At 62.8% G+C, this 14,692-nt stretch carries 14 protein-coding genes; 7 read left to right on the top strand and 7 right to left on the bottom strand.

The window, feature by feature from the left end:
• Window positions 1-30: 30 nt before the first annotated feature.
• A complete protein-coding gene (locus ACF8FG_RS14170) occupies window positions 31-1,347 on the bottom strand; it encodes a hypothetical protein (RefSeq protein ID WP_014591582.1) in 1,317 nt (438 codons plus the stop codon).
• A gap of 205 nt (window positions 1,348-1,552) precedes the next feature.
• On the opposite strand from ACF8FG_RS14170, the gene ACF8FG_RS14165 reads away from it, so the two are divergent.
• Complete coding sequence (locus tag ACF8FG_RS14165; protein ID WP_267273837.1) at window positions 1,553-2,752, top strand: sugar transporter; 1,200 nt, start codon at window positions 1,553-1,555, stop codon at window positions 2,750-2,752.
• 39 nt (window positions 2,753-2,791) lie between these two features.
• Here the strand turns inward: ACF8FG_RS14165 and ACF8FG_RS14160 are convergent, their stop codons facing one another.
• The 3 genes from ACF8FG_RS14160 to ACF8FG_RS14150 are packed head-to-tail and all read right to left on the bottom strand — an operon-like array spanning window position 2,792 to window position 5,229.
• Window positions 2,792-3,376, bottom strand: coding sequence for a LysE family translocator (locus tag ACF8FG_RS14160; RefSeq protein ID WP_014591580.1), 585 nt, complete (start codon window positions 3,374-3,376; stop codon window positions 2,792-2,794).
• Between the two features lie 50 nt (window positions 3,377-3,426).
• Entirely contained in the window at window positions 3,427-4,257 is an 831-nt protein-coding gene (locus ACF8FG_RS14155; protein WP_003250518.1) for an AraC family transcriptional regulator, read from the bottom strand.
• Between the two features lie 48 nt (window positions 4,258-4,305).
• Window positions 4,306-5,229 carry a LysR family transcriptional regulator gene (locus ACF8FG_RS14150; protein WP_014591579.1) on the bottom strand — a complete coding sequence of 308 codons (924 nt, stop codon included), beginning with the start codon at window positions 5,227-5,229 and terminating at the stop codon, window positions 4,306-4,308.
• Window positions 5,230-5,332: 103 nt separating this feature from the next.
• On the opposite strand from ACF8FG_RS14150, the gene ACF8FG_RS14145 reads away from it, so the two are divergent.
• From ACF8FG_RS14145 to ACF8FG_RS14135, 3 genes are all read left to right on the top strand, one after another.
• A complete protein-coding gene (locus ACF8FG_RS14145) occupies window positions 5,333-5,986 on the top strand; it encodes an oxygen-insensitive NAD(P)H-dependent nitroreductase NfsB (protein WP_014591578.1) in 654 nt (217 codons plus the stop codon).
• A gap of 141 nt (window positions 5,987-6,127) precedes the next feature.
• Window positions 6,128-6,577, top strand: coding sequence for an antitoxin Xre/MbcA/ParS toxin-binding domain-containing protein (locus ACF8FG_RS14140; protein WP_014591577.1), 450 nt, complete (start codon window positions 6,128-6,130; stop codon window positions 6,575-6,577).
• Window positions 6,574-7,011 (top strand): RES family NAD+ phosphorylase, encoded by a 438-nt coding sequence (locus ACF8FG_RS14135; protein ID WP_070384038.1) that lies wholly within the window; start codon window positions 6,574-6,576, stop codon window positions 7,009-7,011. The genes ACF8FG_RS14140 and ACF8FG_RS14135 overlap by 4 nt, the downstream gene beginning before the upstream one ends.
• A 57-nt stretch (window positions 7,012-7,068) precedes the next feature.
• On the opposite strand, the gene ACF8FG_RS14130 is transcribed toward ACF8FG_RS14135, so the two are convergent.
• Window positions 7,069-8,223, bottom strand: a complete 1,155-nt coding sequence (locus ACF8FG_RS14130; RefSeq protein WP_070384484.1) for a cysteine desulfurase family protein — start codon at window positions 8,221-8,223, stop codon at window positions 7,069-7,071.
• Between the two features lie 193 nt (window positions 8,224-8,416).
• Complete coding sequence (locus ACF8FG_RS14125) at window positions 8,417-9,343, bottom strand: LysR family transcriptional regulator (protein ID WP_014591574.1); 927 nt, start codon at window positions 9,341-9,343, stop codon at window positions 8,417-8,419.
• A gap of 140 nt (window positions 9,344-9,483) precedes the next feature.
• Here ACF8FG_RS14125 and ACF8FG_RS14120 point away from each other — a divergent pair, with 140 nt between their 5' ends.
• A complete protein-coding gene (locus ACF8FG_RS14120) occupies window positions 9,484-10,713 on the top strand; it encodes an acyl-CoA dehydrogenase (protein WP_003250533.1) in 1,230 nt (409 codons plus the stop codon).
• Window positions 10,714-10,808: 95 nt separating this feature from the next.
• On the opposite strand, the gene ACF8FG_RS14115 is transcribed toward ACF8FG_RS14120, so the two are convergent.
• On the bottom strand, window positions 10,809-11,873 hold the full coding sequence (locus ACF8FG_RS14115; RefSeq protein WP_318080673.1) for a TerC family protein: 1,065 nt from the start codon (window positions 11,871-11,873) through the stop codon (window positions 10,809-10,811).
• A 321-nt stretch (window positions 11,874-12,194) separates the two neighbouring features.
• Between ACF8FG_RS14115 and ahpC the strand changes: the two genes are divergently transcribed.
• Together ahpC and ahpF are read left to right on the top strand one after the other, a co-directional pair.
• Window positions 12,195-12,758, top strand: coding sequence for an alkyl hydroperoxide reductase subunit C (gene ahpC, locus ACF8FG_RS14110; RefSeq protein ID WP_003250537.1), 564 nt, complete (start codon window positions 12,195-12,197; stop codon window positions 12,756-12,758).
• 124 nt (window positions 12,759-12,882) lie between these two features.
• Window positions 12,883-14,445, top strand: a complete 1,563-nt coding sequence (ahpF, locus tag ACF8FG_RS14105) for an alkyl hydroperoxide reductase subunit F (protein WP_134697622.1) — start codon at window positions 12,883-12,885, stop codon at window positions 14,443-14,445.
• The last annotated feature ends 247 nt before the right edge of the window (window positions 14,446-14,692 follow it).

The raw sequence follows: 14,692 nt of genomic DNA, 5'->3' as shown, positions 1-14,692 counted from the left end.
GCCCGTGCAGGCAGCACCGATGCAGCCGTTTTACCAGGCCATCGGCTTGTCCCAGCCCTTCCAGAACAACCATCGCCGCACCTCGCCGTGCGCCCCGGTACCGATCTGCCACTCGGGCCGCCCGCTATCCAGCGCAATCACCGAAATAACCCCCGCATGGCTCGCCGCCACCAGCGTTTGTCCGTCGGCGCTGATATCCATCGCACTGATGGTCGATCCCAGGTAATGCTGCCAATGCTCCGTACCCTCTTCGCCAAACGCCCGCAGGTAGCCATAGGCATCCCCTACGATGTACTCGCCATCGCGCGCAACCCCCGCATACACCCTTGCACCATCCTGCACCAGCGGGGTACGCGGGTCCTGGCTGTAGTAATCGGTATCCAGCCCGTGCAGGTCTGCCACCCTCACGGCCAGCGTGGCACCGCTGTAGAAATGGCAGGCATTGACGATCAACTGGTCACCGGCGCGGTTGAACAAGGCAAAGTGCGGGTATTCACTGCCCGGGCCGATGTGCGCCAGCGGCTTGAGTCGTTCGTCCAGAACAAGGTGTCGGCTGCCTTGCTCACCCACGACGATCAGCCGGCCATCCGCCGACACCGCACCATGCTCCATGCTCAGCCCCAGGCTGATGTCGTCCGGGTCGGTGCCCTCGGCCAGCTCATCGAGCACGCGTGCCTGCTGTGGCAGCAGGCGAGTCGCACCTTGAGTGGCCAGCACGAAGATACCTTCGGCACTCACCAGCAGCACTCGCTGGCCATCGGGGAAGGGGATCAGCGCGGTCGGTGTGGGCGGCAGGTCGAACGGCTCGAACGGGTAACCTGGCGGCAACCCCTCCAGCCCCGTAGGCCAGGCCAGGCGCTGCACTTGCGGGCCGCCCCAGCCATCGGTCACACGCACGCCCTCGGCATTGGCCAGGGCGAAATAGCGCCGCGCCGGGCAACGGCCAAAGTGTTCGATGCCGATGACCGGGGTTACCCCATGGTGATCGATACGCACCACCTGGCCCTTGTCGTAAGGCATACCGATGCGGGCCAGCAGGCTGCCATCTTCCAGCAGCAGGACATGGCTGATGCCTTGGCCGTGGTCTTCGAGCATAGGTATCAAGGGGTGGTGTGCGGGTGGCCAGGCCTCGCGAAATGCCTGACGCTGCGGTTCGTCCATGCCAGGGCGGTTGGCTGCCTGCAGGGCTGCCAGCCAAGCGTCGAGCAGGTGTTCGGTGGCGGGTGCCTGCGGCTCTTCGAGGTTGTCCCAGCCGTGCGCACGGCCCTGCGCGACGTAGTCGTTGACGGCCTGGGCATAGGCGATGACTGCCTGCTGCCATTGCTGCTGGGGGTGCTGCTTGTCCATGAGCGGATCGGGCTCCTTGTTGCACGCGCGTTTCACACAAAGCGCGCATGGTACTCCTTCTGCCTGCCCTGCGGTTGTGAGGCCCCAGCTTGACGCGTACCATGCCGGGCATTCCTATCCATAACAAAACGTACGTTGGCACCCCTGCAAGCGGGTGGCTGGCGTGCGACCTGTTGCTTTGTCTGCGGAGAAGCGGTTTCCACCCATGAACGGACCCATACCCACACACCTGCCGCCCACAACGGGCAGCGGCAGCTGGCTGAGCGTCATCGCCCTGGCCTTGGCGGCCTTCATTTTCAACACCACCGAGTTCGTCCCGGTGGCGCTGCTCAGTGACATTGGCCGCAGCTTCGACATGAGCACTGCCCAGGTCGGCCTGATGCTGACCATCTATGCCTGGATCGTGGCGCTGGCCTCGTTGCCCATGATGTTGCTGACCCGCAACATCGAACGGCGGCGTCTGCTGCTGTTCGTGTTCCTGGTGTTCATTGTCAGCCACTTGCTGTCGTGGCTTTCGCAGAGCTTCGCCATGCTGCTGGTCAGCCGTATCGGCATTGCCCTGGCGCATGCGGTGTTCTGGTCCATCACCGCCTCGCTGGCGGTGCGTGTGGCGCCGCCGGGTCAGCAGGCCAAGGCGCTGGGCCTGCTGGCCACCGGCACTACCCTGGCCATGGTCCTGGGCATCCCGCTGGGCCGAGTGGTGGGCGAGGCACTGGGCTGGCGCATCACGTTCCTGAGCATTGCCGGGGTAGCGCTAGCCACCATGCTGTGCCTGATGAAATCGCTGCCGCTGCTGCCCAGCCAGAACTCCGGTTCGTTGCGCAGCCTGCCGGTCCTGTTCAAGCGCCCGGCACTGGTCATTACCTACTTGTTGGTGACGCTGGTCATTACCGCGCAGTTCACGGCTTACAGCTATATCGAGCCGTTCGCCCTGCACGTAGCGCAGATCGGCGGCGACCGCACCACACTGTTGCTGCTGTTGTTCGGCGGTGCCGGGGTTTTTGGTTCGTTGTTGTTCAGCCGTTACAGCGACCGCTTCCCGCATGGCTTCCTGGTGGGTTCGATCGGGGTACTCGCCGCGTGCCTGTTGCTGATGTTGCCGCTGTCGGGCAACTTCTATGTGTTCGCAGTGCTGAGCATGTTCTGGGGCGTGGCCATTCTCAGCTTCAGCCTGGCGTTGCAGTCCAAGACCCTGAAGCTGGCGTCCGACGCCACCGATGTGGCCATGGCGCTGTTCTCGGGTATCTACAACATCGGTATTGGCGGTGGTGCGCTGCTGGGCAGTATCGTCAGCAGCCAGATGAATGTGGCGGATATCGGCCTGGTGGGTGGCAGCGTGGCAGTGGTCGGGCTGGTACTGGCCGTTGCCAGTACCCGGCGCTTTCGCGAGGCGTTGGCACGCTGAGCCGGGGCCGCTCAGGCCCCTTGCCAGTCAAGTAGAGACTCAGGCCAATACTGCAGCCCATGCCGATATCAACAAAACCCCCGCCAACACTTGGTTGAACACCCGCAACCGCCCCGGTGCCTGCAGCCACCGGGTGCTCCCCACCCCCAACACCGCCCACGCGGCCATGCTCGGCAGAGCGATCAGCAAGAACACCAGCGCCAGCTGCCACACTGGCAACGATGGCGCGGCAAATACCCCGACCACCGCCACGGCCATCAACCACACCTTGGGGTTCACCACCTGCAACGAGGCAGCGCTGAGCGCACTGAAGCCTGGCGCCGTGGTCGTGTGGAGCGGGGCGGCGGCACTGCGTAGCATCTTCCACGCCAGCCTGCTCAGCCACAGCACCCCGGCCCAGCTCATCAGCTGTTGCGCCAGGGGGTGGCGCAGCAGCAGTTCGCCCAGCCCCAGCCCGACGAGCAGCACAATGGCTGCAGCCGCGCCACACGCCGCCACGATCGGCACCAGGCTTGCGCGCAGGCCCCGGCGGGCGCCATGGGCGAGGATCAACAGGTTGGTCGGCCCCGGGCTGATGCTGGACACCAGGGCAAACAGAATGAAGGGCAACAGCGACTGCGACATGGTTCAGGGCTCCGTAACATCGAAGCACCATGTTCGCTGCCCGCCGGCATTCAGTCTGGAAGGTTTGAGCAGCGCCTGCGGTAGTCGGCCGGGGTCAACTGGTAAGCGCGGCGGAACCAGCGCCCCAAGTGGCTCTGGTCGGCAAAGCCCAACGCCACAGCCACTTCGGCAGGTGTCTGGCCTTGGGCAAGCAGGCGCCGCGCGCGGGCCAGGCGCAGTTGGATCAGGTAGGCATGGGGTGCAATGCCGAACGCCGCCTTGAACGCACGCGTCAGGCGAAAGCGGTCAATGCCGCAGGCTTGGGCCAGGTCCTCCAGGCCGATGTCGCGCTCCAGATTGGCATGCAGGAAGTCCCGGGCGCGCTGTGCGGTCAGCGGCAGGCGCGGGTCGGGGTTGATGCGGCGGCGCCAGTGCAGGTGGCGGGTCAGGCAGGCCAGCAGATCGTCCATGGCCGTTTGCCTGACGATGCGCAAGTCCTGGTCATGCACGGCCCGGAAGGCCAGCGCGGTGGCCCGCGCCAGGCGTTCGTCGTGGCACAGGGTATCGGCAAAGCTGGGCAGGCTGTCCCCCGGCGCGTGCTCGTACAGCGCGCGCAGCTGTTGGTCGAGCCAGGCGGGCTCCAGGTACAGCGTCGAATAGGTGAAGCCTTCTTCGGTGGGTGCCAAGCCATCGTGGATGTCGCCAGGCTCAAGTAAAAATACCTGCCCCGGCGTACTGCGGTGGCGCACCCGGCGGCAGTTGAACTGCTGCACGCCCTGCTCGGTAACGCCGACCAGGAAGCTGTCGTGCCAGTGGGGATCATAGGCATGGCCGACAAAATGCGCACGGACCGACTCGATGCCGGTGTCGGCGTCTTGTTTGAAGTCGATCCAGTTGCTCATGGACGTGTACCGTGGGGTAAATGGCTACCTTAGCGCAATGCCCCCGGCTCAGTCTGGAACGATTGTGCAGCCGTTGGTCAGGGCCCGGGCGCGCAGGGCCTCGAAGCGTTCGCGTAGCCACAGGTGCAATTGCTTCACGGCAGGCGTGAGTTGTTTGCGATGAGGGCAGACCAAGGTCAGCGGGGTAGGCTCGCCGATCAATTCGGGCAGGACCATTTCCAGTTCACCGGCCGCGATGTTGGCGCTGACATCCAGCCACGACTTGTAGACGATACCTTCCCCCTGGATGGCCAGGCGGCGGATGACGTCGGCATCGTCACTGACCAGCGGCCCACGCACCTGCACGGTGCGGTTACCCAACTGCCACTTGTCGTACACCCGGCTGTGCTGCATATACAGCAGGCAGGCATGCTGTTGCAGCGCGTCGGGGGTGAGCGGGCGGCCGTGACGGGCCAGGTAGTCGGGCGAGGCCACCAGCACTCGGCGGTTCCACTCGGCCAGTGGCAGGGCGATGTAGTTGGCATCCTGGTTGAGGCCATAGCGGATGGCTACATCCACGGGGTCGCGGTTGAGGTCGGCCATCTGGTCGGACAGCAAGAAGCGCAGTTGCAATGCCGGGTGGTCGTGGCGGAAGGCGCTGAGCCAGGGCAACAACATGTTGCGGCCCATGTCGGAAGGGGCCGACACCTGCAGGGTGCCGCGCAGGCTATTTGGGTTGCCATGCAGATCTTCATGGCCCTGGCGCAGGCTTTCCAGCACATTCAGTGCGGTTGGCAGGTAGCGCTCGCCCTCGGCGGTCAGGCGCAGGCTGCGGGTGGTGCGGGCGAACAGGCGTACATCCAGGTCGCGCTCCAGGCGTTTGATCGCGGCCGCCACCTGGCCTGGCAGCAGGCCTGCTTCATGGGCAGCGGCAGTGAAGCTACCCAGCACGCTGCTGCGGGCAAACAGTTCGAGGTCGGTGATGCGCAGCATTTTCATTCCAGGGATGAAAGTGTTGTTACATTGTGCCGCTTTTTCTTTTTTGCTGGAAAGATAAGATGCCCGGCAAATCCACTGTTCACTCCGGAGTTGTCGCATGGATACCGTATCGCTGGCCAAGCGCCGTTACACCACCAAAGCTTACGATGCCTCACGCCGCATTCCCCAGGCCACTGTCGACGCCCTGCTCGAGCAACTGCGTCACAGCCCGTCGTCGGTCAATTCCCAGCCCTGGCATTTCATCGTCGCCGACACGGCCGAAGGCAAGGCCCGCCTGGCCAAGAGCACTGCTGAGGGTTATGCCTACAACACGCAGAAGCTTCTCGATGCCTCGCATGTGATCGTGTTCTGCACCCGTACCGAGATGACTGAAGAACACCTGAACGCCGTGCTCGATCAAGAGGCCGCCGATGGCCGTTTCCGTGATGAGCAAGCGCGCGCCGGGCAAAACCAGAGCCGCCGTCACTACGTCAACCTGCACCGCTTCGACCAGAAGGATGTGCAGCACTGGATGGAAAAGCAAACCTATTTGGCGCTGGGTACTGCCTTGCTGGGTGCGGCGGCGCATGGGCTGGATGCCACGCCGATCGAGGGCTTCGACAGCAAGGTCCTCGATGCCGAACTGGGCTTGCGTGAGCGTGGGTTCACCAGTGTGGTTATCCTGAGCCTGGGTTATCGCAGTGAGGCGGACTTCAATGCCGGGCTGAACAAGTCGCGGTTGCCGGCATCGCAAGTGTTCACCTTCCTGTGAGGTTTGCGGGGCCGCTGTGCGGCCCTGGCAATGCTGGCGGTAAATCGGCAAAGCCCTGGCGTCGACCACCCGACCAGGCAAACTGGCAATGACCCGGCATATACCGCATACTTGTCGGCAAATGCCGAAAAGGAGCCTGCCATGCTTGCCGAAGTGCTACGCGACAACGGTTACCACGAGTACCGGGCGCGCTTGCAGGCGCTGCTGGACATTCCCGAGCTTGCCAGCGACTTCGAAATCCACACCCGCATCACCGATGGTTTTGCCGCCACCTGGTTGGTAAAGCTGACTGAACGCGGTGTGCTCACGCCGGTGGAGCGCGACCAGATCATTCCGCTGCGCACCCTCAAATCCCGTATCGAGCGTGACCAACCGCTGACCGTGGATGAGAGCGACCGGCTGTTCCGCTCGGCCCACATCACCGCCATGGCCGAGGCTGTGTTCGGGGAAGTGGGCAAGGCCAAGCGCTGGCTTTCCAAGCCTAAGGAACGCTTCTCGGGGCTGACGCCGATGCAGATGCTCACCACCCAGCAAGGCACCACGCAGGTCGAAGAAATGCTGCTGCAGATTGCCGAGGGCTATGGCCTGTGATTTTGTGGCGAATCAGCGCCTATGCAGACTTGAGCGGTACGGGGGGCTTGCGTGTAAGTGGCCGCTGGCACCAGGCGGGTCGGCCAGTGGTGTATGCCGCCACCAGCCCTCCCGGGGCGATGCTGGAAGTATTGGTGCACCTGGAGATCGACCCCGAGGATTTCCCGACCACCATGCGCTTGCTTCGCATCGAACTGCCCGACACGGTTTCCCAGGCGCAGTTGCCCGCTTTGCGGCCCGGCTGGTCTGCTCAGCCTGAGTTGACCCGTACGCTGGGCAATCGCTTTCTGGATGACGGTTCGGCATTGCTGCTGCCGGTGCCAAGCGCGATCATGCCCAGCACCACCAATTACCTGTTCAACCCACGGCACCCACAGGCGCAGAGCGCGAAAATCCAGGTTGAGGATTTCACGCCGGACAGCCGCCTGTTCTAGCCTCTGTACGAAAAGTCTTGAGACGCAGGTCAGGCAAGGCGAAAACAGCCGAGGTGGTCACCACAGTGCGGCCGATGCTGTCGTCAGCACTCGGCCAAACACTTCGAGCGCCTTGTCCACGTCAGCCTCGGTGCTGAAACGGCCGATGCTCAAGCGCACACTGTTGCGAGCCTGACGCTCATCCAGCCCCAGTGCCAGCAGCACATGCGAGGCAGCGTTGCTCGCCGAGTTGCAGGCCGAGGTGGTCGACAAGGCCAGCTCGCCGGCCAGCGCCGTGCTGTTGAAGCCCTTGCTGTCGATGCACAGGTTCAAGGTATGGGGAATGCGTTGCTTGGCGCAGCCGTTCAGGGTAACGCCAGGCATGGCCAGCAGGCCTGTGCGCAGGTGTCTTGCCAGTTGCTCAAGGCGCTGGTGCTCGCTGTCGCCAGGTTGGCCGGCCAAGGCAAAGGCACTGCCCATGCCCGCTATCTGATGGGTCGCCAGGGTGCCGGAACGCAGGCCCTGCTCATGGCCGCCGCCGTGCATCTGCGCACGCATCAGCACGCGGGCGCGCGGCCCGACATACAGCGCGCCGATGCCTTTCGGCCCGTAGACCTTGTGCGCCGAAAAAGACATCAGGTCCACGGCCATCGTACGCAGGTCGATAGCCAGCTTGCCCACGGCCTGCGCGGCATCCACGTGCAGCAGGGCACCGTGGGCACGCACCTGCTCGCCGATCGCGGCAAAATCGGTGACCGTGCCCAGTTCGTTGTTGACCGCCATCAGCGATACCAGGCGGGTGTCAGCGCGCAATGCTGCCTGCACACTCGCGGGTTGAATCAGGCCAGCGGCATCCGCTGCCAGGCGCGTAACGGCCCAGCCCTGACGTTCCAGCTCGGCCACGGTGTCGAGCACGGCCTTGTGTTCCAGCTGGCTGGTGATCAGGTGCCCGGGCTGGCCGATGCCTTGGGCAATACCCTTGAGCGCCAGGTTGTTGGACTCGGTCGCGCCCGAGGTCCATACCAGGTGCTCGGCGTGCGCGCCGACGCACTCGGCGACTTGTTGGCGCGCCTGCTCCACGGCGTGACGTGCAGCCTGGCCGAAGGCGTGGCCGCTGGACGCCGGGTTGCCGAAGTTGGCCTGGTTACCCAGGTAGGCGAGCATGGTTTCGATAACCCGGTCGTCGACTGGGGTAGTGGCGGCATAATCGAAGTAGAGTGGGGCGCTAGGCATTGAGGGCGGGTCCGTGTCAGTGGCCGTGAAGTCGGCGATCATTGACGTAAGCGTACCTGCCAGCAGCGGTGTTTTTTTCGTTTCCCTCAGGTCGATTCGCGATTATTTTAGAAAAAAATTCTCTATCGAAGATCTTTCATGGGATTTTCTACTTTTCCTGGTGAGGGCCATGAAGGGTCTCTCGCCGGTACCGTCAGGTGGGCTCCAGAGCCTTCTCTTCCTCTGCAACCACGCGCTCGCACAATTCCGTGATCTGCTCGCGCATCCAGCGGTTGGCCGGGTCCTGGTCGGTGCTTTCATGCCAGTACAGGTGCGTTTCCAGTGCAGGGACCTCCACCGGCAGCGCCTGATAACGCAACTGATGGCGACGGGCGAAGCGCTCGGGAACCGTCATCGCCATGTCGGTCTGCTGCAACACCTGCGACGCCATCAGGTAGTGTTGCGAACGCAGGGCGACCTTGCGTTGAACCCCCATCTTGCCCAGCGCCAGGTCGACGTAACCCAGGCCGTTGCGGCGGCTGGAGATATGGATGTGGGTCATGCCCAGGTAGCTGTCGAGGGTCAGCTTGCTGTCAGCCAGCGGGTGGCCCTGGCGCAGGGCGCAGACATAGCGGTCTTGCATCAGTTTGATGTGGCGCACCTGCGGGTCGGTGTTCAGTGGCGCGTCGATGGCAAAGTCCAGGCGGCCGGCCGCGAGTTCCTTGGTGGTCTCGCGGCGCTTGCACAGGAAGCTCTCGATCATTACCGCCGGCGCCAGGCGGCGCAGGCGCTGGAACAGCGGCGGCAAGATGACCGCCTCGGTCAGGTCGGTCATGCTGATGCGGAAGGTCTTGTTGGCCTGCTGCGGGTTGAACGTGCGGCTTTCCTGCACCGAGGTCCGCAGCAGCGCCAGGGCGTTGCGCACCGGGCCGATGATGTTCTGCGCCATGGGTGTGGGCACCATGCCTTGCGCGGTGCGCACGAACAGCGGGTCATTGAAGGTTTCGCGCAGGCGCGACAGGGCATTGGACACTGCCGGCTGGGTAATGCCGACGATCTGCCCGGCGCGGGTCAGGTTGGCTTCGGTGTAGATCGCATCGAACACGATGAACAGGTTGAGGTCGACCTTGCTAAGGTTCATGGGCGCCGCTCTTTGTTGGAATTATCGGCCGATCATATATCGGTTATGAATGTTTATACACGCGGAAAATAGACTAGGTGGATGGAGCAATGCTGCTCTAGGCTCTGGCCCAAGTATTCCGAACTGTGAAGGTAGCCCAGATGGATTTCGCCTATTCGCCCAAGGTCCAGGCACTGCGCGAGCGTGTCACTGCGTTCATGGACGCTCATGTCTACCCCGCCGAAGCCGTGTTCGAGCGCCAGGTCGCCGAGGGTGACCGCTGGCAGCCCACTGCAATCATGGAGGCGCTCAAGGCCAAGGCCCGCGCCGAAGGGTTGTGGAACCTGTTCCTGCCAGAGTCGGAATACGGTGCTGGCCTGAGTAACCTGGAGTACGCACCGTTGGCAGAAATCATGGGCCGCTCGTTGCTCGGGCCGGAGCCGTTCAACTGCTCGGCACCGGACACCGGCAACATGGAAGTGCTGGTGCGCTATGGCAGCGAGGCGCAGAAACGCCAGTGGCTGGAGCCGCTGCTGCGGGGCGAGATCCGCTCGGCGTTTGCCATGACCGAACCAGACGTGGCCTCGTCGGACGCCACCAACATGGCTGCTACCGCCATACGGGACGGTGACGAGTGGGTGATCAACGGCCGCAAGTGGTGGACTTCCGGCGCCTGCGACCCGCGCTGCAAGGTCATGATCTTCATGGGCCTGTCTGACCCTGAAGGGCCACGCCACCAGCAGCATTCCATGGTGCTGGTGCCGACCGACACGCCAGGCGTGAAGATCGTCCGCCCGCTGCCGGTGTTCGGTTATGACGATGCGCCCCATGGTCATGCCGAAGTCCTTTTCGAGAATGTGCGGGTGCCGTACGAAAACGTGATCCTTGGCGAAGGCCGCGGCTTCGAAATTGCCCAGGGCCGCCTGGGCCCAGGGCGTATCCACCACTGCATGCGCTCGATCGGCATGGCCGAGCGCGCACTGGAGCTGATGTGCAAGCGCTCGGTGGAGCGTACTGCTTTTGGTCGGCCACTGGCACGCTTGGGCGGCAACGTCGACAAGATCGCTGACTCGCGCATGGAAATCGACATGGCCCGGCTGCTGACGCTCAAAGCGGCCTACATGATGGACACTGTCGGCAACAAGGTGGCCCGTAGCGAGATCGCCCAGATCAAGGTGGTGGCGCCCAACGTGGCCTTGAAAGTGATCGACCGGGCTATCCAGATACATGGTGGGGCAGGGGTAAGCGGTGATTTCCCGCTGGCCTACATGTATGCCATGCAGCGCACCTTGCGCCTGGCTGACGGGCCGGATGAAGTGCACCGGGCCGCGATTGGCAAGTACGAAATTGGCAAGTATGTGCCGGTGGAGATGTTGCGTAGCGGGCGGTGAACGCGTCAGCCTGCGCCGGCCCATTCGCGGGTGAACCCGCGCCTACACGGGCAGCACTCAGCTTGCCCGCGACGTGGCCAGTGCAAGTGATTCACTCAGGCACCTAGTTGCGTGTCTTTTTCCCTCTTGGACGCGGGTTCTTGTCCAATGGCGTGCGGCTGGTGCCCATCCCCAATGTCATCCTTTTTTTGCCCCCGCGTCTTGATCAACGAAATCACCACCCCACCCAGCAACAACCCGAATGTCACGCCCAACGACAGCAGCGCCGGCACCTTGCCCACCATGCCGTGGTAGAAAATCTTGCAGCCAATGAAGATCAACACCAGCGCCAGTGCGTACTTGAGATAAACGAACCGGTGCATCAGCGCCGCCAGCGCGAAATACAGCGAGCGTAAGCCGAGGATGGCGAAGATGTTGGAGGTGTAGACGATGAACGGGTCCTGGGTGATGGCGAAGATCGCCGGCACGCTGTCGACGGCAAACACCAGGTCGGCCAGTTCGATCAGTACCAGCGCCAGGAACAGCGGGGTGGCATAACGCAACGCCTTGCTGTGCCCGGCCGGGGTGTGGCGTACGAAGAAGTGCGAGCCATGGATCTGGTCGGTAACCCGCATGTGCCGCCGCACGAACTTGAGGATCGGGTTGTTGGCCAGGTCCGGGCGGCTGTCTTCCTTCGACAGCGCCATTTTCACCCCGGTAAACAGCAGGAAGGCACCGAAGATGTAAAGCACCCAGGCAAAGTTCTGTACCAGCGCCGCGCCCACGCCGATCATGATGGCCCGCAGGAACACCACGCCCAGGATGCCCCAGAACAGCACGCGGTGCTGGTAGCGGCGGGGTATGGCGAAGTAGCTGAAGATCATCGCCATGACGAACACGTTGTCCATGGACAGCGATTGCTCGACCAAAAAACCGGTGTAGAACTCCAGTGCCGACTGCGCGCCCAACTGGTACCAGACCCCCGCGCCGAACAGCACACCGACACTGAAATAGCCTGAATACAGCAGCAGGCTCTCGCGCATTTCAATTTCCCGGTCGTGGCGGTGCAGCACGCCCAGGTCGAGCACCAGCAAACCGATGACGATGGCCATGAACACCAGCCACAACCAGGCGCTGGTACCGAGGACAGGTGTTGTGAGGAATGCTTGCAGAGCTGTCATGAGCCCCTCCTTGAATGTCGACGTTGCAAGGCAACAGTGATCCGACATGGCGGCTTGGCAGCCGTCAGAGGGGCCCGGTATCACATGGGCTTGAGCCTAGACCCGTTTGCCCGTGATGCCGAATGGGGAGCTGTTACATTTCTTTGCCAGTGCAGAGCTCAGGTCCGCAATCCTTTGCTCAGCCCGTTCCCTTCTATTAAATAACCCCGGTTATAGCCAAAACCAATCGAAAGCATGAGCTTTGCCAATGAGCCTTCAGCGGGATGATTAGTTAGGATTCTTTCCATCAACTGATTCCAACCCCATGAAGGAGCGTCTCTCATGCCAATCATCAACAGCCAGGTCAAACCCTTCAACGCCACCGCCTACCACAAAGGCGAGTTCGTTCAGGTCAGCGAAGCCGATCTGAAAGGCAAGTGGTCTGTCGTGTTCTTCTACCCGGCCGACTTCACCTTCGTTTGCCCGACCGAGCTGGGTGACCTTGCTGACAACTACGCCGAGTTCCAGAAGCTGGGCGTGGAAATCTACGGTGTTTCCACTGACACCCACTTCACTCACAAAGCCTGGCACGACACTTCGGACACCATCGGCAAGATCGAATACCCGCTGATCGGTGACCCGACTCACGTCATTTCGCGCAACTTCGACGTGCTGATCGAAGAAGCCGGCCTGGCCGACCGCGGTACCTTCGTGATCAACCCGGAAGGCCAGATCAAGATTGTCGAGCTGAACGACGGTGGCGTTGGCCGTGATGCTGCTGAACTGCTGCGTAAGGTCAAGGCTGCCCAGTACGTTGCCGCTCACCCAGGCGAAGTGTGCCCGGCCAAGTGGAAAGAAGGCGAAGCCACTCTGGCGCCGTCGCTGGACCTCGTAGGCAAGATCTAAGGTCATGCCCATAACGCGGGCGGTAAGCAGCCGCCAAAGCTGAAATACCTACCGCCCCGTCAAGCGCCCGGGCGACCTCGCCTGGGCGTTTTTGTATCCGAGTTTTGAAAAAGGAATCGCCCGTATGTTGGACGCCACGCTTAAATCGCAACTGAAAACCTACCTGGAGCGGGTCACCCAGCCGATCGAGATCGTTGCCTCCCTCGACGACGGCGCGAAGTCCCGCGAATTGCACGACCTGCTGGTGGAGATTGCCGGCCTGTCGAACCTCATTACCTTCAGCGCGGACGGTACCGATGCCCGTCGTCCTTCGTTCTCGCTGAACCGCCCGGGTGCTGATATCAGCCTGCGCTTCGCCGGCATCCCCATGGGCCACGAGTTCACCTCGCTGGTGCTGGCACTGCTGCAAGTCGGCGGCCACCCGTCCAAGGCCAGTGCCGAAGTGATCGAGCAGATCCAGGCCCTGGAAGGTGAATTCAACTTCGAAACCTACTTCTCGCTGTCGTGCCAGAACTGCCCGGACGTCGTCCAGGCACTGAACCTGATGGCGGTACTCAACCCCAACGTGCGCCATGTTGCCATCGACGGTGCGCTGTTCCAGGACGAAGTGGAATCGCGCAAGATCATGGCGGTACCGAGTATCTACCTCAACGGTGAAGTGTTTGGTCAGGGCCGTATGGGCCTGGAAGAAATCATTGGCAAGATCGACACCAACGCTGGCGCCCGCCAGGCCGAGAAGATCAACGCCAAGGAAGCCTTTGACGTGCTGGTTGTCGGCGGTGGCCCCGCTGGCGCCGCTGCTGCCATCTACGCTGCCCGCAAGGGCATCCGCACCGGTGTTGCCGCCGAGCGCTTCGGCGGCCAGGTGCTGGACACTCTGGCCATCGAGAACTTCATCTCGGTGCAGGAAACCGAAGGGCCGAAGCTGGCCACGGCGCTGGAAGAGCACGTCAAACAGTACGACGTCGACATCATGAACCTGCAGCGCGGTGAAGCGCTGATTCCGGCCGCCGAGGGCGGTCTGCACGAAGTGCGCCTGGCGGGGGGCGCTTCGCTGAAGGCCAAGACCGTGATCCTGGCCACTGGCGCCCGCTGGCGCGAAATGAACGTGCCGGGTGAGCAAGAGTACCGTGGCCGCGGCGTGGCCTACTGCCCGCACTGTGACGGCCCGCTGTTCAAGGGCAAACGCGTGGCGGTGATTGGCGGCGGCAACTCGGGTGTGGAAGCGGCCATCGACCTGGCCGGTATCGTCGCCCAGGTGACGCTGATCGAGTTCGACAGCCAGTTGCGTGCCGATGCGGTGTTGCAACGCAAGCTGCGCAGCCTGCCGAACGTCAACGTGATCACCAGCGCCCTGACCACCGAGGTGCTGGGCAATGGCGAGAAGGTGACCGGCCTGCGCTACAAGGACCGCACCACGGATGAACAGCACGAAGTGGTACTGGAAGGCATCTTCGTACAGATTGGCCTGCTGCCTAACACTGACTGGCTGAAGGGCACCGTCGAGCTGTCGCCGCGTGGCGAAATCATTGTCGACGCCAAGGGCCAGACCAGTATCCCGGGTGTGTTTGCCGCAGGTGACGTGACTACCGTGCCGTACAAGCAGATCGTCATTGCGGTGGGTGAGGGGGCCAAGGCGTCGCTCGCGGCCTTTGACCACCTGATTCGGACTTCGGCACCGGCGTAAGCCTGTACGGCCCTTTCGCGGTTGAAGCCGCTCTCACAGGACTGCGCAGTTGTTGAAACTGTGAAGATCCCCGTAGGGGCGGGTTCACCCGCGAAGAGGCCGAGCCTGCTGGCCAATCTCCACCAGTCGTTCACCGTTGCTGCCGCTACCGTATTCGCGGGTAAACCCGCTCCTACGCAGATCGGTGGTAGACACACATCGGAGGCTGAACACAGGCCGCCGTAGGGGCGGGTTCACGCGCGAAGAG

The organism is Pseudomonas sp. YQ_6, assembly GCF_043103245.1.
Lineage (GTDB): Bacteria > Pseudomonadota > Gammaproteobacteria > Pseudomonadales > Pseudomonadaceae > Aquipseudomonas > Aquipseudomonas alloputida.
This window is presented reverse-complemented; position numbering and strand designations above follow the sequence as displayed.

Excerpts from the sequence above, each read along its gene's own strand:
- ahpF (WP_134697622.1), top strand. The coding sequence starts at position 12,883 with ATGTTGGACGCCACGCTTAAATCGCAACTGAAAACCTACCTGGAGCGG.
- ACF8FG_RS14145 (WP_014591578.1), top strand. The coding sequence starts at position 5,333 with ATGGATACCGTATCGCTGGCCAAGCGCCGTTACACCACCAAAGCTTAC.
- ACF8FG_RS14150 (WP_014591579.1), bottom strand. The coding sequence starts at position 5,229 with ATGCTGCGCATCACCGACCTCGAACTGTTTGCCCGCAGCAGCGTGCTG.
- ACF8FG_RS14120 (WP_003250533.1), top strand. The coding sequence starts at position 9,484 with ATGGATTTCGCCTATTCGCCCAAGGTCCAGGCACTGCGCGAGCGTGTC.
- ACF8FG_RS14115 (WP_318080673.1), bottom strand. The coding sequence starts at position 11,873 with ATGACAGCTCTGCAAGCATTCCTCACAACACCTGTCCTCGGTACCAGC.
- ACF8FG_RS14170 (WP_014591582.1), bottom strand. The coding sequence starts at position 1,347 with ATGGACAAGCAGCACCCCCAGCAGCAATGGCAGCAGGCAGTCATCGCC.
- ACF8FG_RS14125 (WP_014591574.1), bottom strand. The coding sequence starts at position 9,343 with ATGAACCTTAGCAAGGTCGACCTCAACCTGTTCATCGTGTTCGATGCG.
- ahpC (WP_003250537.1), top strand. The coding sequence starts at position 12,195 with ATGCCAATCATCAACAGCCAGGTCAAACCCTTCAACGCCACCGCCTAC.
- ACF8FG_RS14165 (WP_267273837.1), top strand. The coding sequence starts at position 1,553 with ATGAACGGACCCATACCCACACACCTGCCGCCCACAACGGGCAGCGGC.
- ACF8FG_RS14130 (WP_070384484.1), bottom strand. The coding sequence starts at position 8,223 with ATGCCTAGCGCCCCACTCTACTTCGATTATGCCGCCACTACCCCAGTC.
- ACF8FG_RS14160 (WP_014591580.1), bottom strand. The coding sequence starts at position 3,376 with ATGTCGCAGTCGCTGTTGCCCTTCATTCTGTTTGCCCTGGTGTCCAGC.
- ACF8FG_RS14155 (WP_003250518.1), bottom strand. The coding sequence starts at position 4,257 with ATGAGCAACTGGATCGACTTCAAACAAGACGCCGACACCGGCATCGAG.
- ACF8FG_RS14140 (WP_014591577.1), top strand. The coding sequence starts at position 6,128 with ATGCTTGCCGAAGTGCTACGCGACAACGGTTACCACGAGTACCGGGCG.